Below are 24,141 nucleotides of genomic sequence, written 5' to 3' on the forward strand. Positions count from 1 at the left end.
CAATGGATCGCAAAGGTGAAGACACGCATATCAATCGACGTGCACTTTTAACGGCCGGCTCTACGATGGCTGTCGCCACAGGGGCATCTGTCGTTGCGAGCAATGCCTGGAGCGCAAGCAACAACGAGGATGATCTGAGCGCCAAAGTCCTCCAGATCATATCAGAACTGGAAGCAGAAGACGGTTCCGAGCTTGCGGCTATTACCTGGTCAAAACAGCATATCGCCAACAGATTGCGGGCAACACTCGATTTGCCGATTGAGCAAGAAGACTACAACAAAAACTACCGAGACTATTACGCCCACAAGCTACAATCGGCGTGATTTAGGTTTGTTTTTCAATGCACTGCTGCATCGATAATTGAAGCGGACAGCAGTGCCAACTTCTCATGAACTCAGAAAAGAAGCTTTCCTCCTCACCCAACAAAAAAGCGCCGAGCATTTCTGCCGCGGCGCTTTTCAATTTCTTAAAACTGCTCTCTGCTTAGCTCACACGAGCGATACAGAAGTCTACGGCCTCTTTGAGAGCCTGTTTGGCTGGGCCGTCAGGGAAGACGGAGAGAGCATCAATGGCTGATGCACCGTAGTCACGAGCACGCTGAACAGTGTCAGCCAGAGCGCCAGTGTCGTTCAGCAGCTTGATAGCGTGGTCCAGATCGCCGTCCTTGATGTCGCCGTCTTCCAGACAACGCTTCCAGAACGCCTTGTCCTCATCGCTGCCACGCTCCATGGCGTAAATCACTGGCAGAGTGATCTTGCCTTCGTGGAAGTCGTCGCCAACGTCCTTACCAAGATCAACGGTTGCTCCGCCGTAATCCAGCGCATCATCAACCAGCTGGAAGGCATAGCCCAGCTCAAGGCCGAACTTGCGCGCAGCTGCACGCATCTCGTCGCCCTTATCCGCAATCTCAGGGCTCACTTCACACGCCGCTGCAAACAGCGCAGCAGTCTTTGCTTCAATCACCCGCAGATACATGTCGTAGGTCGTTGTTGTATCCTGAGCCGCGCCCAATTGCAGAACTTCACCTTCAGCAATGATCGCAGAGGCTTCAGAGAGGATGCGCAGCGCTTCCAGTGAGCGCACATCAACCATCATCTTGAAAGCCTGACCCAGCAGATAGTCACCAACCAGCACGCTGGCCTGGTTGCCCCACAGCTTGCGGGCTGCCAGTTTGCCACGGCGCATATCGCTCTCATCCACCACATCATCATGCAGCAGAGTTGCAGTGTGCATAAACTCAACAGATGCAGCGAGAATGACATGCCCCTCGCCCTCGTAACCAAACATCTGGGCAAATGCCAGTGTCAGCATAGGGCGCAAACGCTTCCCACCTGAATCGATCAGATGACGCGCAATTTCCGGGATCAGCTCAACATTAGAACCGGCTTTGGAGAGGATCAGCTCGTTCACCTTCTCCATGTCACCAGAAACGAGCTCGACTAGCCCTTGAATTCCAGCTGGTTTGGCTGTCTGTGATTGAAGACCAACAACGCCCACGGGATACCTCTATTTTGATTCCAACGGGACAATAGGTTGGTAGTTAGGCTCGGGCAAGCTTTAGTAAGAATTTGCTGCCAATAAAGTAGTGTCCAATGGATAATTTACCAATCACAATTAGTTTTTTTCACAATACCAACCCTAACCTGCATAATTTCTGGCGTAACAGGCAACTCCCATTAAGAGGACACCATCGTGGAAGAACTCATCAGAACAACAGACCCGGTCCTCATCTCTCATCTTGAAGCCCTGCTGGGAGAAGCGGAAATCATCTACTTCGTCGCCGACACCAACATGAGCATTCTGGATGGCTCACTTGGCTTTCTTCCGCGCCGGATCATGGTTGAGGCCGATCGATTAGACGAAGCCTGTCAACTTATGCGCGATGCAGGTCTCGAGCACTACCTAAAAGACGCGTGAAAACTTCTCGTTAGATAAACAATAGGGATTGCATGAAAATCGGCAGCCTGTATCAGTGCCTTATTGCATTTATTTGATCCGGCACCGCCATGACCAACCCAGAAACACCTGAAGCACCACAGCCAACCACGAAGGACAAGTTCCTTGGTGGGAAAGTTATGGTCGAACAGCCAGCCAAAGGCCGCCACCGCGCCGGGCTGGATGCAGTGTATCTGGCTGCCTCCCTACCGGAAAGCACAGCGGGAACACTTTATGATCTGGGCACCGGCGTCGGCACCGCAGCATTCTGCGCCGCTCATCGTCTGCCTGCAATCAAAGCCGTGGGCGTAGAGGTCGACCCCGTGACAGCAGCGCTGGCCCGCAAAGGTCTGTCCCTGTCGGAAAACACCAGTTTCGCAGATCGCGTGTCTATTCTGGAAGCCAACCTCACCGCCAAAGGCAGCATTCGCCACCAAAGCGGACTGGGCTCATCCATCGCAGATCACGTGATCATGAACCCGCCTTATTACGACAGCACCCGCTTTCGCGTCACACCTCAGTCAGACCGCGCACCGGCGCACGCTCTGGATGAGCGCGGCATCGAACCGTGGATCAAAACCGCTAAAGACCTGCTGAAGGATGGCGGCACGCTTTCCATCATCTTCAGAGCAGACGGACTGCAGGATCTTCTGGGCCCAATGCAACGCCGCTTCGGCGCGATCGACATCATCCCGATCCGCCCAACAGCAGACGCACCAGCCACCCGGATTATCGTGCGCGCTGTGGCTGCCAGCCGCGCTCCGTTGCAGATCCTGCCAGGCTTCACCTTGCACGAAGAAGCTGGCGGCGCCTTCACTGCCCAAGCCACGACTGTGATGCGTGACGGCAAAGGCCTCGGCCTCGCAAACCGCTAGAACGCGCAGGCCGTTCATCTGGCAACAATCCGCTTTCAATATACGTTTTTCTCCCTATTATGATCGCAAGGCGCAAATCAAAGCGCAGCAGATGACAGGGCGGAGCGGACTATTTATGAGCAGCAAGGTTGATCTACCAAACTCCATTGAGGAAACCCTCACGCTCTTAAGTTCTGGCGGGTACCTGGCAGATCGCGCACTCGCAACCGTGCTGCACCTCTCCCTGCGCATGCAACGACCGCTGTTTCTGGAAGGTGAAGCTGGCGTTGGCAAAACCGAAATCGCCAAGGTCCTCGCAGCCACTCTCAACCGCCCACTCGTCCGCCTGCAATGTTACGAAGGGCTGGATATCTCCTCCGCCGTTTACGAGTGGAACTACGCCGCCCAGATGGTCGAGATCCGCATGGCGGAAGCCTCAGGCAGTGTGGACCGCGAAAACCTCAACACCGCTCTTTACAGCCCGCGCTTCCTCATCAAACGCCCCGTGCTTCAGGCACTGGAAACTACAGAACTCGGCGCGCCCATCTTCCTGATCGACGAACTGGACCGCACCGATGAAGCCTTCGAGGCCTTCCTGCTGGAGGTGTTGGCGGACAGTCAGGTGACCATCCCGGAACTCGGTACCATCAAGTCCGAAGAACCGCCGATTACCATCATCACCACCAACCGCACGCGAGAAATCCACGACGCACTGAAGCGCCGCTGTCTCTATCATTGGGTGGATTACCCAACAGCCGAGCGCGAGCTTCAGATTGTGCAGACCAAACTGCCAACAGCCGCCGCCACGCTTTCAGCACAAGTCGTCGCCTTCGTACAAAAACTGCGCGAAGATGAGGCCCTCTTCAAAAAGCCCGGCGTTGCCGAAACGCTGGACTGGGCCACGGCCCTCACAGAACTGCAGGAAGTCGCGCTGGATCCGGAGATGGTCTCAGACACACTCGGCGTCCTGCTCAAGTATCAGGAAGACATCGACCGCATCAAAGGCTCCAGAACCCGGGCGATCCTTGACGAGATCCGCATGGAAGCCAACTCACAGGCCACCATCGCCGGCAGCATGCCTGCCCCAACTGTGTAGCCTCACCTGATGCAGGACGACTTCGCGCCATCTCCCCGCCCGCCCCATGGGCGTATCACGGAAAACATCGTCCACTTTGCCAGAACCCTGCGCAAAGCGGGTCTGCCTGCGGGGCCATCCTCCGTGGTGGATGCGGTAAGCGCGGTCACCATCAGCGGCATTGAGAACAAGCAGGACCTCTACTGGACCCTGCACTCCGTCTTCGTCCACAAACGCGACCAGCAACCCGTCTTTGACGAAACCTTCCGCCTGTACTGGCAAAGCAAAGGCCTCGTTGAGAAGATGCTGGCCCTGCTGTCTCCCGTTGCTCCAGCCGGACAACGCGAACCGGAAAAACCACGCGCCGCCCAATCCCGCGTTGCCAACGCGTTTGAGGCCAACAAGCAGCGCGAGGCGAAAGAAACCAAACCACTGGTGGAGGTAGACGCCCGCTTTACCGTCTCAGAAAAGGAAGTCCTGCAGAAGAAGGACTTCGCCCAGATGAGCGCTGAAGAGATCGCAGAAGCCCGCAAGTCTCTGGCTCATCTCACCATGCCAGCAGATCAAGTCCGCTCCCGCCGCTTCAAGCCAGTGCACTCACATACCATCGGCAAGCAGGTAGATGCGCGGCGAACCATGCGCGCCACGCTCAAAGCCGGTGGTTCCATCATCGATCTCAAGCACAAGGCACCGGCACAGGTTCACCCGCCCGTGGTCGCCCTCTGTGATATCTCCGGCAGCATGAGCCAGTATTCCCGCATCATGCTGCACTTCCTGCATGCCCTGTCAGAAAAGCGCAAAACCCACACCTTCCTGTTTGGCACACGGCTCACCAACATCACCCGCGCCCTGCGCATGAAAGACCCGGATGAGGCCCTCGCAGCCTGTACCGATGAGGTGGAGGACTGGTCCGGCGGCACCCGCATTGCCAGCTCCCTGCAAACCTTCAACCGCACCTGGCTGAGACGTGTCTGCCATGGCGGACCAATCGTCCTGCTCATCACGGATGGCCTGGAGCGAGAAGCGTACGATGAGTTGTCAGTAGAGATGGATCGTCTCCACAGATCTTGCAGACGGCTCATCTGGCTCAATCCGCTGCTGCGCTACGATAAGTTCGAGGCCAAAGCCCGCGGAATTCAGGCGATACTGCCACATACCGATGAGTTTCGGGCAATCCATTCGCTGGATGCTGTCAAAGATCTTTGCCTCGCCCTGAATGACAAGCGCATAAATAGCTCATATGATGCCACGCAGAGATTCCTCTAGTGTGTATCTCCGAAAAGTGGGAACCGGTTTTCGGATAAAGATACGCTTTCACATAAGTTCCCGCCAAACCTTCGGCTCGCCTGCGTGAGACCGCGCAGAAAGCCCAACCTTTCTGTCCGACCCGATGACATTCAAAGTACTTCTGCACATTGTAAAAACAGTATCAGCAATCTACGCCAAGCGGTTCAACATCAACCGCGATGAGATCTGGTATCTTGCCAAACTTCAGGAAGAGCTCGGAGAGCTGACGGCAGCCCATATGAAGGCAACCCGTCGTGGCCGCTCCGGTTCTGCAACCCCAAAAGAGTTGCACGCCCAGAAAGAAGACGAAGCTGCAGACCTGCTGGCTCACCTTCTGCTCTACGCGGACCGCAACAATCTGGACCTGGAAAAAGCAATCCGCCGTAAGTGGATGGCCCACCTGCCAGCAGAAATCATGGACAAGCAAGTCTGATACAACCTCGTATCAGGCATTGCTAAATCTCCCCCGTCAGCTGCAGGTGCAACTGACAGGGTAACTGCGCGCTCATGCGTACTGCGCAACGCCATTGCCGAGCGACCAGTTCTCTTTTTCAACCTCAACCAGATTGATAAAGACATCCTCAGGCCGGATTTGAGGGGTCTCTCCCAGCAGCTCGACAATCCGCCGAAACAGTGCCCTCTTTTGTTCTGAGCTCCGCGTGTTGAGCGTGATCTGGATGAAAACCAGATCCTCGCTTCGGGCGATGTTCAGGTAGGACGCCCCAAAACGGAAGTTGGCGCTCGTGTGCTCGGTAATTACCATAAACTGATTGTCTTCTGGCGCATCCAGCGCATCCCGCATAGCGTGATAGACACCATCAAAGATAGCCTGCCGATAGACATCAGATTTCCCTGAACGCAATGAGATATGGACAAGTGGCATGACGGTTCCTCCTTTAAGTCATGGAGAGAAACCTAGACGCACACCATCCATTTGAATATACAATGCCTAGCGATATCAGTTATTGAACACTTAAATGACAAACCGACCCCTTGATCTCGACGCCGTGCAAACCTTTGTTCGCATTGCAGAACTTGGCAGCTTCACGCAGGCTGCTGAGGCGCTTCAGACAACCCAGTCGACAGTAAGTTTAAAGCTGAAACGACTGGAAAAGCGGTTGGGTTGCCAGCTGATTGAACGGACACCGCGTTACGTTCAGCTCTCAGCAGAAGGCACCACGTTTCTGGAGCATGCCAGAGAACTCCTGAAACAGCACGATCATGCCCTCGCTTCCCTCACCAACACACGTCAACGTTTGACCATCGGCATCAGCGATCACGTTGCAGGGCCAGAACTCCCACTGCTGATCGCCCGCATGAACGCGCAAGACCCGCAGCTTCTCATCGAGATCAGGATTGGCTCTTCAGGCGACCTCCTCAAGAGCTTCGACCGGCAGGAACTCAGCACCGTCATCATCCGCCAACATGCAGACAGAAATGACGGCAAGCTTATCGCGAATGAGAAGTTTGGCTGGTTTGCCTCGCAAGACTGGCAGCCTCGGGCAAATGAACCTTTGCCCGTTGCGACTATGCCCGAGCCATGCGGCGTGCGCATTATGGCCGGGCACTTGCTCGATCAGGCCGGTATTCCGTGGAGAGAGGTCTTCGTTGGCGGCGGCGTAACTGCTGTATCAGCCGCCGTCATGGCCGGTTTGGGCGTCGCAGCCCTCACCCGGCGAATGCTGCCAATCGGTGCCGTTGAAGTTGGAGAGAAACTCGGCCTGCCGGATCCCCCCGTCTTACCAATCATGCTGCATACAAGAGTGCGAGGTGGTAAACCCGAAGAAGCAATCGCTGCACTCTCGGCAGCATTCAAAAGCGCGGTGCCGGACTAATGCCTAAGGAACAGAAATCTAAGCAGGAGCGTGGAATGAAGATCATGCTTATCGCACTATTGTGCTTGCTGTCTTCTCCGTTACCATCCAATGCTCATTTGCAGGTTATTGAACTAAGAACTCCAGAGGACATTCAAAAGATGGCCCAATGTGCCACACAGTTAATTGGGCCAACACAGTTTGACGCCATTGCGAGGCTTTGGGTCACACAAGAATACGGCAATAAAGCTCGCTACTACCCAATCTCAATCACAAAAAGTGGTAGCAGCTATAAATTGGATTTCATTGTACGCCTCTCTGAGAGTAGTGTCTCAACAGAGATTTTTGTCACTCCTTGCGGTCAAATAATAAAAAAATCACCGACAAAAAACTCTAAATAGGGCCAGAACAACTCTACCTCAACACCACAGCGTGCCAGCACCATAACCGACACTCAGTCATCTATCGCGCAATAGTAATTGGCTTGCTGTTGCTGGCCAGTTGGCCTTCCCAGCGGTTCCATTCGGTCATGCGCATGCTGCCTTTGGCGCGGGAGAAGTTGTCGAACAACACGAGCTCCTGCCCCTTCATCCGCCAGTTGGAAACGAAGAACAGATCCCCATCCATGCAGTGATTGAAGCTGGCAGCAAAGCCTTCATCCTTGGGTTCAGTGCTGAGATTGAGCTGGCAAACGCGGTCACCAGAGTTCAGATAAACCGTCCATTTGCCAACCATATCATCGGCTTTCACAATGGGCTGAGAACGGCGCTCCTCTTTCTTGCCAAGAGCAGCAGCGGCCACAACACCAGCCAGAAACGCCGTGGCGGCGCCGGGATCAACGCTGGCCTGCGCTGAACTCGTGGTGGTCTCAGTCACAACAGTCCCATCTGCTTTGCGATAGGTTTTGCTCTGCGCGGTCTGGTCTTGCGCCACCACAGCCTGAGCATCGGCAGCGCTGGCAGGTGGCTGCGCTGCGGGTGCAGGTGCGCTGTAGGTTTCCCCGCCTCCCCCGGCACTTTGACAGCCAGCAAGCGCCAACAGGCTTGCAGCAACAGCAAACTTCCTCATGTCATTCCCCCCAAAGAATACGTTGGGTCTTATTGCCCGTGCCGGATCAGACGAAGCGCAGGGTCCCCACCCGCTTTCGCTTCCTTCCAGCTGCCCACCTCATTTTTATGAAAAGACCCGATCACCTCACTTCTGTGATCGTAAAGGACAAGAGCATCCTCTTTTGTGTTCCAGGCCCAAACATTTGGCCTGCCAGAACACACGGAGCTCGCCGAATAATTCTTGCCAAACTGCGCTGTTTTCAGCTGCAGCGCGCACGGTTTTTGCCCTTGTTTGCGCACCACAGACCACTTGCCAGCAAGCGCAGTGACAGCGGCCAGCTCTGCTTCGGTTTTTCTGGCGCGTTCAACAACGGGTTTTTCGTTAGATTTTTTAACCGTCGTCTCAGCCAGTTCCTCAACACTGTCGCTAATGTGCGGCACGCAGCCGGACACGACCAAACAAGTTGAAATTAAAAGGGTTTTGATCCGCATGTATGCCCCTGACCATGCACAGACAAACCGCTAAAACGCCCCACATCAGCTGCCTGTACCCATATCCTTCAACTTTCCAATACAGAAAAATTGAATCAAATTGATATTTTACCCTAGTAAACCTGGGAGTGATTTGAACAGACAAAACTCTGAAGTATTCACTATTAAAGTGAGTTCCTCATACGCATCACAGCATACAACACCATGAATACATAAGGTAATTCCTCGAATTACAGAGAGAATATTCCACTATACTGCGGGTGAGGGATCATTCCGCTTTAGTAAGCCGGCAAACAGAACCCAAATGCTATCCGGCTTTAATCAGCACTGCGCGTGGCATGTACTGAGCGGCTTTACACCTAAGCAACAGCAGATCATCAGCTGACACTCAAGCACCGGACTGTTCGCGGTGGGACCGCTCCAGATAACCAGCCAGCCTCATCAGAGAGGCCTGCCAACCCCCACGGGTCGCCTCAATCATGTCGGAGCCAACCATGGATGTGACCTGAACAGTCACACTAAGCTCAGTCGCACTGCCCTCTCCATTCATAGTAACCGTGATCAAAGAAGCACTCAGCAGCATGTCACCGGTTGAGACCCGCTCGGTAAACAGCAGGAGATCCGGGCGACGAATATCGTGATAACACGTCTCAACACGAAATCGCAGATCACCATTCTGGCCGCACTGGTGAACGTCCAAACCACCAACGCGAAAGTCATTTTCTAAAAATGCAATGGCTTCATCATCAGAAGGAACGCCCCAAACCGTCCGGGCGTTCGGATCCTCCCAAGCTGCAAACACCTCCTCAGCAGATGCCTCCAACTTTTCACGAATGATGATCGTGTCATGTTCAACCGTCTGCCCCATAACTCCCCCTCACGCATTGGCTGCAACAACCAAGCCTACGCCGTTTCTCACCTAAGGGAAACAGGGCTATATGCAAAAGAGATAAGAGGCCGGGCCCACTCACACGGCTGAGGTACTATCAAAACAAGCAAGGCTTCACCGAGCCAGCTCACCCTTCTTGAATAGGACGACAGAAAGAACCGGATTTTTGAATGGCTTCCAGAGGCACCAGGTTCAGCATGTACTCGTCGGGCTGCGCCTCTGAGTGCCCAAGCGCGACGAACTGATAGACACCATCCAACCAGCACCCTTCCTGCGTAAACTCAGGCAGCTCATAAAAGTCCAGCGACCGCACATCATCCTTAGGGCCGTTGTCATCAAACAGCCACTCAATCACAATCGGGATCGGCTGGCCCGTGCTTCTTTTGATCTCGATGAGCTCTTCCCGCAAAGCACTGCAATACTGCTCATCCAACGTGCCCAGCTTCACTCGAAGGTGGCCCATCAATCCGTGATAGGCAGGCGGTGGATAGGTGACTGTGTAGGTAAAAGGTTCTGCTGGTTCCCCTTCAGGCGTATCGACGGGCATTGCCGTCACTTCCCAGCGCGGCACCGGTGTTTTGCCGTCACCAGCCTTGCACACCGACAGATCAATCTGCGCAGCCTGAACGGAGCTAAAGCTAACCGCAGTAAAGACAACCAAACACGCCCATAATCTCATCAGGCCTTAATCTCCCAAAGGTGTTGCAAACTCTGACAGTTGAAGCGCCCACAAAGCCGTTATGCGGTTGAAACACTCCATCCCAAGCACCGGTGCCAGTGTTCCCTTAGGGTTCATGGCAAAAGGAATGTTGCAGGCGTTATTTCGAAAGGCCTTCCAGTTCCGAGTGGATTCAACAAGCTCGGTCTTCGTGGCCTTATTCTCGTTCCGCCTCAACTCCTTTTCAGAGTTCGAAATCATCTTTTCCCAAAGCGCCGTTTCCCGTGAGTAACATTCCCGCATGCCCATGCTGGTCTGGTCCTGCAACTTCATGGCGCAATGTTCAAACACCTTTCCAATGCACTGGACTCTGTTAGTGAACACAAGCCCTCCTTTTTGCAAGCACTCATGAAACACCTTAATCTCATCAGCTCGTGGCTGGTTCGGCCCTTGAGCAAGGGCAACAGCAGAGGAACTTAAAAACACGAGAAACACCAGACACCGGATGATCATGGCACACCTTCCATTAGCGCGTATCTCCGGAAAGTGAACACCGGTTTTTGGCAAAGATACGCAAACCAAACGCAAGCAGCTCGTATGAAACTGCTTTGGGAAGGCGCTAGTTTACGCCCCGAACCTTAAGCCTACTGTAGGTTTCCGTAGGCAAGCACTTTCACCCTTAATGGTGTTCTGCCAGCCTCGCTAAACTGCAACAAAAAAGGGTTCCGGAGCAGCACCCCGAAACCCTCATAAAACCTGACGATAATCAGGTCTTAAATCTTAGCGGTAACCGTAGGAACCATCTTTCCACTCGTACCAAACGTAACCTGGCAGAGACACGTCACCCTTCTCGTTGAAGGACAGTTCGCCAAGAACTGTGTCGAACTTGCCTGCGTTCAGCTTTTCTACAACTGCGTCATAGTCGGTGGTGCCAGCTTCAGCAGCAGCCGCCGCCCATGTCTGGATCGCAGCGTAGGTGTAAAGTGCGTAACCTTCAGTGGTTTTACCAGCAGCTTCAAGAGCAGCCACAACAGCAGCAGCTTCTTCGTTGTTACGTGGATCCGGTGGGAAGGTCATCAGAGTGCCTTCACCAGCAGGGCCAGTGATGGACCAGTACTCATCAGTCACCAGAGCGTCACCGGAAACCAGAATGGTGTCCATGCCCTGATCAACCATCTGACGCTTCATCAGACCAGCTTCAGTGTGGTAACCACCAACGTAAAGAACGTCGACTTTTTCAGACTTCAGCTTGGAAACCAGCGCGGTGTAGTCTTTTTCACCAGCGGTGTAAGCTTCATAAAGCGCTTCCTGCTTACCCGCAGCGTTCATGACAGCTTTGGTCGCATCAGCAAGACCTTTACCGTAAGCGGTCTTGTCGTGGATCACAGCAATGTTCTTGCCGCCGAATTCTGTCGCAAGCGTAGTACCGGCAACTTTACCCTGCTGGTCATCACGACCACACACACGGTAGGTGCCAGGACCAGGACGCTCGTCGGTATACTTCGGGTTGGTAGAAGCTGGGGTGATCTGGATGATACCCTCTTCAGCGTATACCTGAGAAGCTGGGATGGAAGAACCGGAGCAGAAGTGACCAGCCATGAACGCTACGTTTTTACCAACCATCTGGTTCGCAACCGCAACAGCCTGCTTAGGGTCACATGCATCATCGCCAACTTCCAGAACAAGCATCTCGCCGTTCACACCGCCAGCAGCGTTGATGTCAGCAACAGCCTGCTCAGCACCAGCTTTCATCTGCGCACCAAACGATGCGTACTGACCAGTCATTGGGCCTGCAGTAGCAATAACGATTTCAGCCATAGCCGCGCCAGACATTGCCATAGCAGCAACACCGGCAACGCTCGCCAAAAGATACTTTTTCATAAAAAACTCCCCGAGTCAGGTGCATTTCTCAATTGAAATTGAGCGGGAAACGCAACCGTCTCCCACCAGAGCAGGCAAACCCCTCGCCTGCTCAATGCTTCCGACAATGAGACCTCTCCGTACTCATCATCTGGATGCCTAGCCAGAAACTAGTTTGAACCAGAACTGACCGAATGCGCAACAATTATCTAAGTAATTTTGCGAATTAGTAATTATCTTGCTGGCCCGGCTTCAGCTTCCAGCCAAACGGACCTGTCTTCTGATAAAGCCAGCTGTACTGCGTCACCATCTGAGTGGTGCGGGTCACGCGGTAGCTCACCAGCGCAATGCCGATGAGAATGGCGTAGTCCACCACCAGATACTGAATGGACAGCAGCGGCTCTTCAAACAGCGCGAACGACAGAAAACGCATCGCCAGCGACAGCAGGAAGATGAACCAGAACAGGATCGGCAAAGGCCGCCACGTGGTCGCAATGGATCGACCCGTTGCAGCAGCTGCCAGTCCGCCAAGAACAACAACCAGCATGATAAAGGCAGGCATCGAGCTGCCATAAAGAATACCCATCTCTAAGCCTCCGTCGAGCGCATTCCCGAAAAGTGGGAACCGGTTTTCGGACAAGGATCCGCGCAAAAACAATTCATTAGAGCATCTCTCAAAATTTCATCTGTCATAGCCATGCTCTAATGTGCGCCGCCTTCAAGATAAGCCGCTTTCACCTCTTCACGAGACAGAAGCTCCTTACCTGTGCCGGTCATGGTGATTGTGCCGTTGACCATCACGTAGCCCCGGTGAGCCAGCTTCAGCGCGTGATACGCATTCTGCTCAACAAGGAACACGGTCAGACCATCGGTCCGGTTCAGCTCAGCAATCGCCTCAAAAATCTGCGACACGATAATCGGTGCCAGACCAAGAGACGGCTCATCCAGCAGAAGGAGACGCGGACGGCTCATCAGCGCGCGGGCAATCGCCAGCATCTGCTGCTCACCACCGGAAAGCGTCCCGCCGCGCTGCTGCTGACGTTCTTTCAAACGCGGAAACAGCTCAAACGCACGGCGCAGGTCTTCTTCAAAGTGCTCATTACCGGCAACCATACCGCCCATCATCAGGTTCTCCAGAACCGTCATGCGTGGGAAGATACGGCGCCCTTCAGGAGATTGAGCGATGCCAGTGCGCATGATCTCGAACGTCGGCTTGTAGGTGATGTCCTCACCGCAATACGACACCGAGCCATGACGGGCCTGCGGCGTACCGCAAACGGTCATCATCAGGGTCGACTTGCCGGCACCATTGGCGCCAATCAGCGTAACGATCTCTCCTTCATACACATCAAGATCAACACCATGCAGCGCTTGGATCTTGCCGTAGAAAGTTTGAACACCGCGAATGCTCAGGAGTGATTGTTGTGCGCTCATACGATGCCCACCTCCTCTTCAACCTGATCAACTTCATCATCCTCAACACCCAGGTAAGCCGCAATCACGTGCGGATCGTTCTTCACGAACTCTGGGGTGCCATCAGAAATCTTCACGCCGTAATCCAGCACCACAACGTGGTCGGAGATTTCCATCACAACAGACATGTCATGCTCAATCAGCAAAACAGACGTGTCATGCTCTTTACGGATGTATTGAAGCAGAGTGTTCAGCTCCAGGCTCTCTTTCGGGTTCAAACCAGCAGCTGGCTCGTCCAGACAAAGAAGTTCAGGACCAGTACACATGGCACGGGCAATTTCCAGACGGCGCTGATCACCGTAGGAAAGGTCCGCAGCAGGCGCATCAGCCCGATCAATCAGATCGATCCGCTCCAGCCAGTACTTGGCTGTCTCAATTGCATCTACATTGGACTTCTTGTAGCCGCCCAGACCGAGCAGACCACCAATCGTCCAGTTGGAAGCGACCATCAGCGGATTGTGCTGTGCCACCATCAGGTTTTCCAGAATGGTCATACCGCCAAACAGACGGATGTTCTGGAAGGTACGGGCAACTTTCGCCTCAGCCGTAATCTTGAAGTCTGGCTTGCGCTCCAGCAGATGCTTTTCTCCATTGGAGCGGTTCATCACCAGACGACCTTCAGTCGGCTTGTAGAACCCGGTGATGCAGTTAAACACTGTGGTTTTACCCGCACCGTTCGGCCCGATCAGCGCAGTGATATCACCGCGCCCAACGTTGAAACTCAGGTCGCCAACAGCGGTCAGACCGCCAAAGCGCATGGTCAGGTGCTCGACCTTCAGAACAGGGTTGTTGTCCCAGGTGCTCATCCGTGGCCCTCCTGAACAAGATCGGCAGATATGCCTTTTGCGTTTTTGGAAAGTGCCACACTCGGCGTTCTGCTGGAAACAAGCCCACGAGGCTTCCAGACCATGATGACAACCATGATCAGACCGAAGACAAGCATGCGATATTCTTCAAACTCACGGAAGAACTCGAAGCCGCCGATCATCACAACCGCTGCAATCACAACGCCCATTTGCGAACCGAGACCACCCAGCACCACGATCGCAAGAATGATCGCAGATTCAAGGAAGGTGAAACTCTCAGGAGAAATAAAGCCCTGACGTGTTGCGAAGAAGGAGCCAGCAAACCCGCCGAACATCGCGCCAAGAGCAAACGCTGTCAGCTTGGTGTTGGTGGTGTTGATGCCAAGCGCACGACACGCAATCTCATCTTCACGCAGCGCTTCCCACGCACGACCAATCGGCATTCTGCGCAACCGCATAGTCACAAAGTTGGTGAGCATCGCCATGATAAAGATGAGGTAGTACAGGAAGATAATGCGATGGATACTGTTGTACTTCAGGCCGAAGAAGTCAGCAAAACCGCCTTCACCACGGGTAAACTCCAGACCAAAGAAGCTAGGGCGTGGAATGCCGGACAGGCCATCAGGACCACCGGTAAACTCATACCAGTTCAACAGAACCACGCGGATAATCTCACCAAACGCAAGCGTCACAATGGCAAGATAGTCCCCTCGAAGCCTCAGAACCGGGAAGCCCAGAATGATGCCCCAGAACGCAGCCAGAATACCGGCCAGCGGAAGGCAGATCCAGAAGGAGAAGCCGAAGTAGTGCGCCAGCAACGCGTAGGAATAAGCACCCACCGCGTAAAAGGCCACATAACCAAGGTCCAGAAGACCAGCAAGGCCAACCACGATGTTCAGGCCCCATCCCAGCATCACGTAGGTGAGCACGAGGATAGCAAGGTCAATGTACTGACGGGAGCCACGGGAGCCGAGCCAGAACATCAACGCAAATGGAAGCACAACAGCCAGCACCAGCATGCCGTATTTCAGCATGTTCGCACTACCGGTACCCAAACCACCTTTTGGCAGGAACCCGGAAATCCCGATGCTTGGTGCATCTTCGCGCTTCCAGAAGAACATGTTCAGCAGGAAGCGACCTGCGAACACAACAATCACAGCGGTGGCAACCGCCAGCCAGCGGTGTTCAAGGAAGAGTTCGGCACCACGGCCAGAGGCAACATCAACCTTGAGACCCACCATGACACAGGCCAGTGCAAAGGTAATAACCGCACCACCCAGACTGTCTTTCAGGCTTGCAACAAGCAAGCTATCTCTTTGTCTTGCTTGCATTATACCTTCTCCACCTCAGGTTGGCCGAGAAGACCTTCCGGCATAAAGATGAGCACGATCGCCAGGATCGAGAATGCGGCCACGTCCTTGTACTCAACTGAGAAATAACCGGACCAGAATGTCTCGATCAGGCCAATCAGCAGGCCACCAAGCATCGCGCCCGGCAGGGAGCCAATGCCACCCAGCACCGCAGCGGTAAACGCCTTAACACCAGCAAGGAAGCCAATGTAGAAGTCGACAACGCCATAATAGAGAAGGAACATCAGGCCTGCGACAGCTGCCAGAGAAGCACCCATGACGAAGGTCAGTGAGATGGTGCGGTCGACGTTCACGCCAAGCAACGCTGCCATCTTACGGTCCTGCTCACAAGCACGCTGCGAACGGCCAAGATTTGTATTGTTGATGAGGTAAGTAAACCCAACCATCAGAATGACAGTGGTCACCACAATCAGGATCTGCACGTAAGACAGGTTGACGATAAAACCAGAGCCGTCAGCCCCACCATCAGTCAGCTGAAATCCTCCCGAAATCAGCGGCTGAAGTGGTTTGTTTTTCGCGCCTTGAGAAACCTGAACAAAGTTCTGAAGAGCAATTGATGCACCAATTGCAGTAATCAGCGGTGCAAGGCGGAATGAGCCACGCAAAGGCCGATAGGCAATACGTTCTACTGTCCACCCCCAAACAGCAGTCAGAGCCATGGCCACCACAAGAACGAGGGCCAGAGCTAAAATCAAAAGAAGCACCGGTGTAGCGGCAGTAATGCCAAGTGCAACAATTAGAATAAGTGCAACGAAAGATCCGACCATGAAGATATCGCCATGGGCGAAGTTAATCATGCCGATAATGCCATAGACCATTGTATAGCCAATGGCGATGAGCCCATAAATGGACCCAAGCGTCACACCATTGATAAGTTGTTGGAGAAAGTAATCCATGTTTTATTTTGTTCCCCGCATGAGATCAGCTTTTAGTTGCTGTCCAGTCTGAATGCCTCCGAATTCAGACCCCAATATTTTATGGTAAGCCGACCTGTAAGTATATTACCCATACTTATAAGTCCGTATTTTGGAATTTTCCTATTCTTTATGCGCCGCAAACGCATTTTTATTTCATAGAACCCAAAATCTGGACTTATTCCTACTCCCGACAATCCGCTAGGTCAGGCTCTGAGATCAGAGCACCACAACCAATGCGTGAATATTTCTCATCCGTAGAATGCCTCTTCCCTATTCTGTAATATATCACAGCTGATGTATACTGACCATATCCAGACAAAAACTGCAAGATGGTACCCGGGATTTTTTGAAGATTTCCAATCTGCCGGCGCGCGAAGGCACGATTGAGCCTTCTAATTTCTACGAAAATTCCGTATCAGCAAATCACGGCTCCAAAACGAGAGGGAAGCCCTCGGTATATTAATCAGTTTTTAGCAGTAGAACTAGCTTTTCTCAGCAAATGGCTATAACTACTCTAATTGAAATACCTGTCGTTTTTGGGCGACTGAAAAGTACTAATGAATATTGTACAGTGTGAAACACAGATCATATCTGTGGGAATATCTTGGAACGAACTGGATGACGACAGCTTTAACAATGGCGCCCGCTGATAATACGAGCAAAAGTCTGGCCTCTCATGAATTTAGAGAGGCAATGAGTCGTTTAGGCGCTTCAGTTCACTTGCTTGCCAGTGCCGGTACTGCCGGTCGCGTTGGCGCAACAGTTTCATCTGTCTGCTCTGTGTCAGATGATCCGGCCACCCTGCTCGTCTGCCTCAACCGCAGCGCAAAGGTGAATCAGATCGTCAAAGACAACGGCGTCTTTTCCATCAACACACTTATTCATGACCACACCGATCTTTCCAACGTCTTCGCAGGTCAGGGCGACCTGTCAATGGAAGAACGCTTCGCAAAAGGAAGCTGGGGCACTCTGGCAACAGGAAGCCCGATATTGGAGAGCGCACGCGTCAGCTTTGATTGCCACATTAAAGAAGTGACTGAAGTTGGCACGCACTCTGTTATATTCGGCGAGGTGGTCGCAGCACGTCTGGGTGAATTTGCACCTGCTCTGATCTACCTTGATCGGAACTATCATTCCGTCTGAATTTGGTCCTAAGTTCCCATTTCGGAACCAGGCCTACAGCAATAAAAGAATTTTCTGCACCAATCGCGATGGACCTGTCGCGGTTGTGCATCTGCATATTTCGACATTGATTTAGGGAAAAACGATGACACCAGCACCGCGCAATCTGATAACCGACGTTCCGGGATTGAAGGTCGGCAATGCCCATTGCGAAAAGACCAAGTCCGGTGTCACGGTTCTCATACCAGACGAACAGGCCGTTGCGTCCGTCGCCATTTTAGGCGGCGCACCAGGCACGCGCGATATCGCTCTTCTGGAACCAGAGCAAACCGTCAATGCCATCGACGCCCTCGTGCTGTCCGGCGGCTCCGCATTCGGGCTGGATGCAGGCAGCGGCGCACAGGTGCGACTGGCAGAACTTGGCAAAGGTTTCAAAGTTGGCAGTGCAGTCATTCCAATTACCCCCACAGCTATTCTATTCGATCTCCTCAACGGGGGGGATAAATCCTGGGGCAGAAAACCAGTTTACCGCGAAATGGGCATTGAAGCGGTCGACAACGCTGGTGAAGATTTTGAGCTCGGCTCAGCAGGCGCAGGCTTTGGCGCCACCACTGCAGACCTCAAAGGCGGCCTTGGCTCCGCCTCCCTCTCTCTGCCCCGCGGCGGCACAGTTGGCGCCCTCATCGCGGTAAACGCACTGGGTCGTCCCACCATCGGCGACACACCATACTTCTGGGCTGCACCAAGCGAGCAAAACGGGGAATTCGGCGGTCTCGGCTGGCCAGCGGAAATGCCGGGCATGGATCGCACCGTGCAAACCAAGTTCACTCTGGGCACAATCGATCTGTCCCCAAACACCAACACCACCATCGGCATCGTTGCCACTGATCTGATCCTCACTAAGTCCGAAGCCAAACGCATCGCCACCGCCGCCCACGACGGTTATGCCCGCGCCCTCTGGCCAGCACACACACCGATGGATGGTGACCTGCTCTTCGTGATCTCAACCGGCAAACGCAAGATGCAGGACCCGATGGTCGAACTGCTCGAGCTCGGCGCCTACGCCGCTCAGACCGTCTCCCGAGCCATCGCCCGCGGCGTCTACAATGCGACGGAGTACCCTGGTGACACAGTACCAACATGGAAGAGCCAGCACGGATCACGGTAGATTTGAATTCCGTATCCTGATATTTCCGTTAAGGTAAAGCTCACATAACAACGCAAGCAAACCCATAAAAACGCAAGTTTGCGCAAAACAACGCAAATCGACGCAAACCGGTATAGTGTGCTGGAGTTTTGGATCACGCTCACCAGGGATGGGAGCCGGTATTCAAGGCAGATTTGCTCTCTTGAATAAGTGCCGAAAGGCAAAAAAGATGCGCCGCCTCTGGTGTTGGGGGCAGAGGCGACGCGGGGGAGCAAAGGACGGAGTGTTGCGGTAAATATACGCCGCCCTTTGCGTATCTCGGAGGTCTTCCCGGTTTTAGGTAACCGGGAAGACCTTTTTCTTATGCCGGTTCCGGCTCAGCCTTCTGATTGTCAGAAACGTTTTCTTCCAGCTTCTTCAGAGGCTTGTCTGCTTCTCCTTTACCTGCACCCTTCGTTGGATGAATGCGGTAGAAAATGATGAACAGCAGCGGAACAGCAATCAGTGTCAACACCGTCGCAAACGCCAGACCACCCATAATGGTCACAGACATACTTGCGAACATCGGATCAACAATCAGCGGAGCCATACCAAGGATCGTCGTGATCGCTGCCATAGACACCGGACGCAGACGAGACACACTCGCACGAACCACAGCGTCAAACCGGTCTCCACCTTCTTCAAGCTGAAGGTCGATCTCTTCCAGCAGCACGATCGCGTTCTTGATCAACATACCGGACAGTGACAGCACACCAAGGATCGCCATGAAGTCCAGCGGCAAACCTGTGCCCAGCAAACCAATCACCACACCGTTGACAGACATTGGCACGATCAGCCAGATGATGAGTGGTTCCCGAACCTTAGAGAACAGCAGGATAGAGATAACAATCATCACAAGGAAAGTGATCGGAACCTTACTCCCCAGCGATTCATTAGCTTCCTGAGAGTTCTCGTACTCACCACCCCACACCATGGAATACCCATCCGGCAGCGGAACAGCCTCAATCGCACCCCGAATTCGGGCATGAGCAACCGACGCCAACTCATCCGGCGCACTCGCACCAAGCACACTCAGCGTCTTCACACGATCTTCTCGGCGGATCAGAGTATCCTCTGACACGGTAGAAATACCGGAGGTGACCTGATCAATCGGAACGTACTTGCGCTGCTGAGAACTCCAAACCAGAGTGTTTACAAGAGCTTCAGAGGCAGTCTCACCTTCAGCGCGCTTACGTTTCACGATGATCGGAATGTCTTCATCCAGATCACGATAGCTGCCAGCACGGATACCGTCAGAGGTAAACTGGATCGCAGTAGACAGATCCTGACGAGTGATACCAGCAATACGCGCACGCTGTTCGTCGAACTTCGGCTGCATCACCAACTCACGCTCACGCCAGTCAGTACGTACATCACTCAAGCGATACTGAGGATCCTTAAAGATCGCCATCATCTCTTCAGAGATCGCCCGCAGAACATCCGCATCCGGACCCGTAATACGCGCCTGAACATCAGCACCAGACGGAGGACCAAACACCAGACGTTCGGTATAAACCTGTCCCTGAGGTAGCTCCTGAATACCGAACTCGCGGATCTTCAGAGCCATATCATCAATGACATCAGTATTCTCAGTGCGTACGATCACCTGACCATAGTTGGAGCTTCCATCCTGAGCAGAGTACGTCAGCATGAAGCGGGTCGCACCCTGACCAATGAAGGTATTGGTAGAAACAACACCCGGCAGAGACAGGATCTCGTTTTCCAGCTTCTCCATATCACGCGCAGTCGCATGAATGTCGGTCCCATGCGGCAGCCAGTAGTTCACGTAGAACAGTGGCGTTGCAGAGTTCGGGAAGAAGGAGTTTCCAACAAACTGGAAAGACCAGAAGCAAACTACAGTTACACCGATCAGTGCTGCCAGTGACAACCAACGCAGTTTCAGGGTCAGAACCAGGATCTTACGGAACAGGGTGTAAAGAACACCACGGTACGGATCATGCTCATCACCAGAGATGGTCGCCATCTTGAAGAAGTACTTACCAAACAGCGGTGTAACGAGGATCGCAAAGAGCCAGGACATCAGCAGGGAGATGCCAACAACCGCGAACAGGGAGAACATGAACTCACCTGTACTGTCGCTGGAAAGACCAATCCCTGAGAACGCCATAATGCCGATAACAGTTGCACCCAACAGTGGCCACTTGGTCTGCTCAACAACGGTAGACGCAGCTTTGATAGGCCGCATACCGCGCTGCATGTTGATCATCATACCTTCAGCAACAACGATCGCGTTGTCCACCAACATACCCATGGCAATCACGAGAGCACCAAGCGAAATACGCTCAAGCTCAATACCACCAAGTTTCATCAGCAGGATAGTTGAAAGCACGGTCAGCAGCAGAACAGAACCCACCACAACAGCAGCACGCCAGCCCATGAAGATGCCGAGCACCACAATCACGATGGAAACAGACATCACCAGGTTCCACACGAAGGAACCAACAGCCTCATCAACCACACGGTGCTGTTCGTAGATCGGGATGATTTCCATGCCAACTGGCAAGTTAGCACGCAGCTCGTTCAGATGCGCTTCAACACCTTGACCAACAGCCACAATGTTTGTGTCTTCAACAGCAGCTACACCCAGGGTAACAGCGCGCTGTCCGTTATGACGAACCAGAACACTTGGATTTTCAGGCTCTTCGACAGAAAGCGTTGCCACATCTGACAGGCGCACCATCGCAGTAGAACCCGGATTACCAATCACCAAATCCTGAATGCTGCGGTAGCTGTCAAAGGCGGAAACAGTCGAGATGCGGATGCGCAGATCACCAGAAACCGTGGTACCGTTCGCCTGAATAGCATTCTCTGCATTCAGCACGTTCTGCACGTCAGCAATGGTGATACCCAGCTGTGCCAGACGGTCCTGATCCATCGCAATGACGATCTCGTCTTCAGGTGCACCAAGGATGGAAACCTTCGCAACGTTGTCGACAGTCAGCAGTTCACGGCGCAGTTCCTTGACGGTCTTACGGATATCCCGGTTGGAGTATCCATCAGCTGTCAGGGCATAGTACATGCCGAACACATCGCCGAAGCTGTCGTAAACAATCGGAGTGCGAACACCGCTTGGCAAGTTCGGCATCTCGTCGTTCACTTTACGACGCAGCTCATCCCACACTTGTGGCAGCTCAGTACCGTCATAGATGTCTTTCATCTCAACCTGAATACGGGAGAGACCCGGCTCAGAGGTACTGCGAACTTCCTTCAGCTGAGGCATCTGCTGAATGGCACTTTCGAGCCGTTCAGTAACTTCTTCTTCTACTTCCGCAGCGCTCGCACCCGGATAAGAGGTGATCACCTGCGCTTCTTTAATTGTAAATGCCGGATCTTCCAGTCGTCCAATGCCGCCTAGAGCCCAAATGCCACCAAGAAGAGCAATCAGGACAACCATCCAGACATTGACCGGCTTCTCAATTGAGTAGCGTGCAATATCCATTTCAAAAACTCCTAGACGCTACTCTTACAGCTTTGGCACGATCTGCTGGTTTTCACTCAGATGGCTCACACCTGCTGTCACGATCATTTCGCCGTCCTTCAGGCCGGAGAGGATCGGAATAAAGCCACCCAGCACGGTACCGAGCAGAACCTTACGGCGACCAACGCGCTTTTCACTTTCATCAACAACCCAAACGTAAGAGCTCTTGTCTGGCGCAGAACCGATAGCAGAAGTTGGGACGAAGAACGCAGTAGCACCTGCTGCATCAAGACTGTTGAGTTTCACTTTCACGCTCGCAGTCATGCCAGGGATGATGTTGAAGCCAGAGTCGTTATCCATCGCCAAAGTCACGCGGTAAGTCTGCGCAACCATGTCAGCTTCAGTGCTGTGCTCGCGGTATTCCAGCGGAAACACTTTGCCCGGATGAGATGGGAACTCAGCGGTCATTTTCAGCACGGAAGACTCTGTTGCCTGAGCAAACAGTGTTTCAGGGACGTTGATGTCGATGCGAACTTCACTCACGTCCTGTACGCGTGCGATGCTGGTACCAGCATTGATGATCGCGTAGTTGTCGAGTGTTCGGGAAGTAACAATTGCGTCGTATGGGGCCACAATCTTTGTGTAACCAAGGTTTTGCTTGGCACGATCAAGGGTCACGTCTGCAAGGTCAAATGCAGTTTTTGCGTTATCATACTGACCTTCAGAAATAACCTGCTTGTCTTTCAACGTTTCAAAACGCTGCAGGTCTTTCTTCTTTTGCTCGTAGTTGACCTGAGCTTCACGAAGAGCGTTCTCATAATCGGTTGGGTCAAGCGCAGCAATCAAATCGCCCTTTGCAATGCGCTGTCCTTCAACGATTGGCAGTTCGACAAGCTGGCCGGAGACCCGGAATGCCAGATCAACGGTCTGAACCGCATCAACACGTCCAGTAAAGTTACGTGTGAAGAGATCATCAACCTCAGAAACGACCATGACACGAGCAGGGCGCGGCGCGACCGTTTTAGGCGCTTCCGCAATTTCCTGCTCCTGACAGCTTGCAAGCAGCAGAGCAAGTGCCCCAACAAAAATAGGCGCGCCCAGGCGTCCTATTCTACTTTTTCCGCTTATTTTCTGCATTTTACCTTAGTTTCCAGCTTCAGCGTTCAATACGGCGTGTCGGGAGTTCTGGGAGGAAATTTCCAACACGCGATCAATAAGTTCATCGATTTCACCAGCACTGCAGTGTTCAATGTCCAGAGCCTGGCGATAATAAAGTCCGTCAATAATGAGCAAACACATGTGCCCCAACACCGGGTCACTAATCTCACTGCTGATTGCTCGACCGAACTCAGTGCTCATATCCTGAAATTCAGCAACCAATTCAGGCTCTTGGGCAGCAAGAGCAAACAGTGCTTTAGGTGCGGTCTTCTCTCTATATTCCTTATAGATCTGAAAGCTTGCCCTCAAAATTGGGCAGGCCACCCCCTGCTCTGTCAGCTTGTCACTCAACGCGTAAGTCCGTTCCCGAACTTCGGTCACAACCCGGCGGATCACCCCAAGCAAAAGCTCTTGCTTGCTCCGGAAATTATAAAGCACTCCGCCTTTGGACATGCCGGCCTCAGCCGCCACGGCATCAATGGTCAGCTTGCGCGTCCCTTCAATGCAAACCAGACGCTCGACCGCATCCAGAATATGTTCCGCTGTTGTTTCCACGTTGGTATCCCTCTCCACTCTCGGAGCCTTGTACCGTCTGGTCGGTTTCTGTACCGTCCAGTCGGTTTTTGTACCGTCCAGTCGGTTTTAGAGGAAGACCAAAAAAAAGACAAGTTCGAATTTTGAGAAAATCGAGATAGCTGCCCGTAGGAAACCGCATAGCAAGAAAAAGGTCACGTAACTGTGACTTGAAACACAAAAT

The 24,141-nt window shown here is 53.2% G+C and carries 26 protein-coding genes; 10 read left to right on the top strand and 16 right to left on the bottom strand.

All coding sequences use genetic code 11. The annotated features are described in order from the left end of the window. Window positions 1–2 precede the first annotated feature (2 nt). Complete coding sequence (locus PSE_RS19560; protein ID WP_208997991.1) at window positions 3–323, top strand: hypothetical protein; 321 nt, start codon at window positions 3–5, stop codon at window positions 321–323. Window positions 324–483: 160 nt separating this feature from the next. On the opposite strand, the gene PSE_RS19565 is transcribed toward PSE_RS19560, so the two are convergent. Then, window positions 484–1,497: a polyprenyl synthetase family protein gene (locus PSE_RS19565; RefSeq protein WP_008547395.1), complete on the bottom strand. Its 1,014-nt coding sequence runs from the start codon at window positions 1,495–1,497 to the stop codon at window positions 484–486. Between the two features lie 195 nt (window positions 1,498–1,692). Between PSE_RS19565 and PSE_RS19570 the strand changes: the two genes are divergently transcribed. The 5 genes from PSE_RS19570 to PSE_RS19590 all read left to right on the top strand — a co-directional run bounded on the left by PSE_RS19570 (window position 1,693) and on the right by PSE_RS19590 (window position 5,584). Beyond that, entirely contained in the window at window positions 1,693–1,917 is a 225-nt protein-coding gene (locus PSE_RS19570) for a DUF2007 domain-containing protein (RefSeq protein ID WP_008547375.1), read from the top strand. Between the two features lie 89 nt (window positions 1,918–2,006). Then, window positions 2,007–2,810, top strand: coding sequence for a tRNA1(Val) (adenine(37)-N6)-methyltransferase (locus PSE_RS19575; RefSeq protein ID WP_014286407.1), 804 nt, complete (start codon window positions 2,007–2,009; stop codon window positions 2,808–2,810). Window positions 2,811–2,925: 115 nt separating this feature from the next. After that, on the top strand, window positions 2,926–3,885 hold the full coding sequence (locus tag PSE_RS19580; RefSeq protein ID WP_014286408.1) for a MoxR family ATPase: 960 nt from the start codon (window positions 2,926–2,928) through the stop codon (window positions 3,883–3,885). 9 nt (window positions 3,886–3,894) lie between these two features. Beyond that, window positions 3,895–5,130, top strand: a complete 1,236-nt coding sequence (locus tag PSE_RS19585) for a VWA domain-containing protein (protein ID WP_014286409.1) — start codon at window positions 3,895–3,897, stop codon at window positions 5,128–5,130. 124 nt (window positions 5,131–5,254) lie between these two features. After that, window positions 5,255–5,584, top strand: coding sequence for a hypothetical protein (locus PSE_RS19590; RefSeq protein ID WP_008547434.1), 330 nt, complete (start codon window positions 5,255–5,257; stop codon window positions 5,582–5,584). A gap of 72 nt (window positions 5,585–5,656) precedes the next feature. Here PSE_RS19590 and PSE_RS19595 read toward each other — a convergent pair whose 3' ends face one another. Then, window positions 5,657–6,034: a tautomerase family protein gene (locus PSE_RS19595; protein WP_014286410.1), complete on the bottom strand. Its 378-nt coding sequence runs from the start codon at window positions 6,032–6,034 to the stop codon at window positions 5,657–5,659. 94 nt (window positions 6,035–6,128) lie between these two features. Between PSE_RS19595 and PSE_RS19600 the strand changes: the two genes are divergently transcribed. After that, a complete protein-coding gene (locus tag PSE_RS19600) occupies window positions 6,129–6,986 on the top strand; it encodes a LysR family transcriptional regulator (RefSeq protein WP_041768696.1) in 858 nt (285 codons plus the stop codon). A 35-nt stretch (window positions 6,987–7,021) separates the two neighbouring features. Beyond that, window positions 7,022–7,366 carry a hypothetical protein gene (locus PSE_RS19605; RefSeq protein ID WP_148266176.1) on the top strand — a complete coding sequence of 115 codons (345 nt, stop codon included), beginning with the start codon at window positions 7,022–7,024 and terminating at the stop codon, window positions 7,364–7,366. 61 nt (window positions 7,367–7,427) lie between these two features. On the opposite strand, the gene PSE_RS19610 is transcribed toward PSE_RS19605, so the two are convergent. The 11 genes from PSE_RS19610 to PSE_RS19660 form a co-directional block, all read right to left on the bottom strand. Next, window positions 7,428–8,033, bottom strand: coding sequence for an AprI/Inh family metalloprotease inhibitor (locus PSE_RS19610; RefSeq protein WP_014286412.1), 606 nt, complete (start codon window positions 8,031–8,033; stop codon window positions 7,428–7,430). A gap of 29 nt (window positions 8,034–8,062) precedes the next feature. Further along, window positions 8,063–8,506 carry an AprI/Inh family metalloprotease inhibitor gene (locus PSE_RS19615; RefSeq protein WP_051125939.1) on the bottom strand — a complete coding sequence of 148 codons (444 nt, stop codon included), beginning with the start codon at window positions 8,504–8,506 and terminating at the stop codon, window positions 8,063–8,065. A gap of 388 nt (window positions 8,507–8,894) precedes the next feature. Beyond that, window positions 8,895–9,374 (bottom strand): SRPBCC family protein, encoded by a 480-nt coding sequence (locus PSE_RS19620; RefSeq protein ID WP_014286414.1) that lies wholly within the window; start codon window positions 9,372–9,374, stop codon window positions 8,895–8,897. Between the two features lie 148 nt (window positions 9,375–9,522). Next, window positions 9,523–10,074, bottom strand: coding sequence for a hypothetical protein (locus PSE_RS19625; protein WP_041768698.1), 552 nt, complete (start codon window positions 10,072–10,074; stop codon window positions 9,523–9,525). A gap of 6 nt (window positions 10,075–10,080) precedes the next feature. Next, window positions 10,081–10,437, bottom strand: a complete 357-nt coding sequence (locus tag PSE_RS19630; protein WP_208997992.1) for a lysozyme inhibitor LprI family protein — start codon at window positions 10,435–10,437, stop codon at window positions 10,081–10,083. 396 nt (window positions 10,438–10,833) lie between these two features. Beyond that, the gene (locus tag PSE_RS19635; RefSeq protein ID WP_008547633.1) at window positions 10,834–11,934 is read right to left on the bottom strand and encodes a branched-chain amino acid ABC transporter substrate-binding protein; all 1,101 of its coding nucleotides are present in this window, start codon (window positions 11,932–11,934) and stop codon (window positions 10,834–10,836) included. Window positions 11,935–12,139: 205 nt separating this feature from the next. Continuing rightward, on the bottom strand, window positions 12,140–12,499 hold the full coding sequence (locus PSE_RS19640; RefSeq protein ID WP_014286417.1) for a DUF6867 family protein: 360 nt from the start codon (window positions 12,497–12,499) through the stop codon (window positions 12,140–12,142). A 116-nt stretch (window positions 12,500–12,615) separates the two neighbouring features. Then, window positions 12,616–13,347, bottom strand: coding sequence for an ABC transporter ATP-binding protein (locus tag PSE_RS19645; RefSeq protein ID WP_014286418.1), 732 nt, complete (start codon window positions 13,345–13,347; stop codon window positions 12,616–12,618). Beyond that, on the bottom strand, window positions 13,344–14,192 hold the full coding sequence (locus tag PSE_RS19650) for an ABC transporter ATP-binding protein (protein WP_014286419.1): 849 nt from the start codon (window positions 14,190–14,192) through the stop codon (window positions 13,344–13,346). The genes PSE_RS19645 and PSE_RS19650 overlap by 4 nt, the downstream gene beginning before the upstream one ends. After that, the gene (gene livM / locus PSE_RS19655; protein WP_008547376.1) at window positions 14,189–15,523 is read right to left on the bottom strand and encodes a high-affinity branched-chain amino acid ABC transporter permease LivM; all 1,335 of its coding nucleotides are present in this window, start codon (window positions 15,521–15,523) and stop codon (window positions 14,189–14,191) included. The genes PSE_RS19650 and livM overlap by 4 nt, the downstream gene beginning before the upstream one ends. Then, entirely contained in the window at window positions 15,523–16,458 is a 936-nt protein-coding gene (locus PSE_RS19660) for a branched-chain amino acid ABC transporter permease (RefSeq protein ID WP_008548160.1), read from the bottom strand. Before PSE_RS19660 ends, livM begins: the two co-directional genes overlap by 1 nt. Window positions 16,459–17,172: 714 nt before the next feature. Between PSE_RS19660 and PSE_RS19665 the strand changes: the two genes are divergently transcribed. Together PSE_RS19665 and PSE_RS19670 are read left to right on the top strand one after the other, a co-directional pair. Then, entirely contained in the window at window positions 17,173–17,622 is a 450-nt protein-coding gene (locus PSE_RS19665) for a flavin reductase (protein WP_148266177.1), read from the top strand. Window positions 17,623–17,746: 124 nt separating this feature from the next. Further along, the gene (locus PSE_RS19670) at window positions 17,747–18,769 is read left to right on the top strand and encodes a P1 family peptidase (protein WP_014286421.1); all 1,023 of its coding nucleotides are present in this window, start codon (window positions 17,747–17,749) and stop codon (window positions 18,767–18,769) included. A 340-nt stretch (window positions 18,770–19,109) separates the two neighbouring features. Here PSE_RS19670 and PSE_RS19675 read toward each other — a convergent pair whose 3' ends face one another. From PSE_RS19675 to PSE_RS19685, 3 genes are read right to left on the bottom strand one after another with little or no spacing between them, the layout of a single operon-like run. Continuing rightward, window positions 19,110–22,247: an efflux RND transporter permease subunit gene (locus PSE_RS19675; RefSeq protein WP_014286422.1), complete on the bottom strand. Its 3,138-nt coding sequence runs from the start codon at window positions 22,245–22,247 to the stop codon at window positions 19,110–19,112. 24 nt (window positions 22,248–22,271) lie between these two features. Then, a complete protein-coding gene (locus PSE_RS19680) occupies window positions 22,272–23,363 on the bottom strand; it encodes an efflux RND transporter periplasmic adaptor subunit (protein WP_014286423.1) in 1,092 nt (363 codons plus the stop codon). A 6-nt stretch (window positions 23,364–23,369) separates the two neighbouring features. Beyond that, on the bottom strand, window positions 23,370–23,939 hold the full coding sequence (locus PSE_RS19685; RefSeq protein WP_008547377.1) for a TetR/AcrR family transcriptional regulator: 570 nt from the start codon (window positions 23,937–23,939) through the stop codon (window positions 23,370–23,372). Between the last annotated feature and the right edge of the window lie 202 nt (window positions 23,940–24,141).

Origin of the sequence: Pseudovibrio sp. FO-BEG1 (genome assembly GCF_000236645.1) — a bacterium.
Classification (GTDB): Bacteria; Pseudomonadota; Alphaproteobacteria; order Rhizobiales; family Stappiaceae; genus Pseudovibrio.

Coding starts and splice junctions, on each gene's coding strand:
- PSE_RS19680 (WP_014286423.1), bottom strand. CDS start 23,363: ATGCAGAAAATAAGCGGAAAAAGTAGAATAGGACGCCTGGGCGCGCCT.
- PSE_RS19610 (WP_014286412.1), bottom strand. CDS start 8,033: ATGAGGAAGTTTGCTGTTGCTGCAAGCCTGTTGGCGCTTGCTGGCTGT.
- PSE_RS19645 (WP_014286418.1), bottom strand. CDS start 13,347: ATGAGCGCACAACAATCACTCCTGAGCATTCGCGGTGTTCAAACTTTC.
- PSE_RS19620 (WP_014286414.1), bottom strand. CDS start 9,374: ATGGGGCAGACGGTTGAACATGACACGATCATCATTCGTGAAAAGTTG.
- PSE_RS19650 (WP_014286419.1), bottom strand. CDS start 14,192: ATGAGCACCTGGGACAACAACCCTGTTCTGAAGGTCGAGCACCTGACC.
- PSE_RS19600 (WP_041768696.1), top strand. CDS start 6,129: ATGACAAACCGACCCCTTGATCTCGACGCCGTGCAAACCTTTGTTCGC.
- PSE_RS19560 (WP_208997991.1), top strand. CDS start 3: ATGGATCGCAAAGGTGAAGACACGCATATCAATCGACGTGCACTTTTA.
- PSE_RS19660 (WP_008548160.1), bottom strand. CDS start 16,458: ATGGATTACTTTCTCCAACAACTTATCAATGGTGTGACGCTTGGGTCC.
- livM (WP_008547376.1), bottom strand. CDS start 15,523: ATGCAAGCAAGACAAAGAGATAGCTTGCTTGTTGCAAGCCTGAAAGAC.
- PSE_RS19670 (WP_014286421.1), top strand. CDS start 17,747: ATGACACCAGCACCGCGCAATCTGATAACCGACGTTCCGGGATTGAAG.
- PSE_RS19675 (WP_014286422.1), bottom strand. CDS start 22,247: ATGGATATTGCACGCTACTCAATTGAGAAGCCGGTCAATGTCTGGATG.
- PSE_RS19615 (WP_051125939.1), bottom strand. CDS start 8,506: ATGCGGATCAAAACCCTTTTAATTTCAACTTGTTTGGTCGTGTCCGGC.
- PSE_RS19590 (WP_008547434.1), top strand. CDS start 5,255: ATGACATTCAAAGTACTTCTGCACATTGTAAAAACAGTATCAGCAATC.
- PSE_RS19635 (WP_008547633.1), bottom strand. CDS start 11,934: ATGAAAAAGTATCTTTTGGCGAGCGTTGCCGGTGTTGCTGCTATGGCA.
- PSE_RS19585 (WP_014286409.1), top strand. CDS start 3,895: ATGCAGGACGACTTCGCGCCATCTCCCCGCCCGCCCCATGGGCGTATC.
- PSE_RS19575 (WP_014286407.1), top strand. CDS start 2,007: ATGACCAACCCAGAAACACCTGAAGCACCACAGCCAACCACGAAGGAC.
- PSE_RS19595 (WP_014286410.1), bottom strand. CDS start 6,034: ATGCCACTTGTCCATATCTCATTGCGTTCAGGGAAATCTGATGTCTAT.
- PSE_RS19625 (WP_041768698.1), bottom strand. CDS start 10,074: ATGAGATTATGGGCGTGTTTGGTTGTCTTTACTGCGGTTAGCTTTAGC.
- PSE_RS19665 (WP_148266177.1), top strand. CDS start 17,173: ATGAGTCGTTTAGGCGCTTCAGTTCACTTGCTTGCCAGTGCCGGTACT.
- PSE_RS19640 (WP_014286417.1), bottom strand. CDS start 12,499: ATGGGTATTCTTTATGGCAGCTCGATGCCTGCCTTTATCATGCTGGTT.
- PSE_RS19580 (WP_014286408.1), top strand. CDS start 2,926: ATGAGCAGCAAGGTTGATCTACCAAACTCCATTGAGGAAACCCTCACG.
- PSE_RS19605 (WP_148266176.1), top strand. CDS start 7,022: ATGAAGATCATGCTTATCGCACTATTGTGCTTGCTGTCTTCTCCGTTA.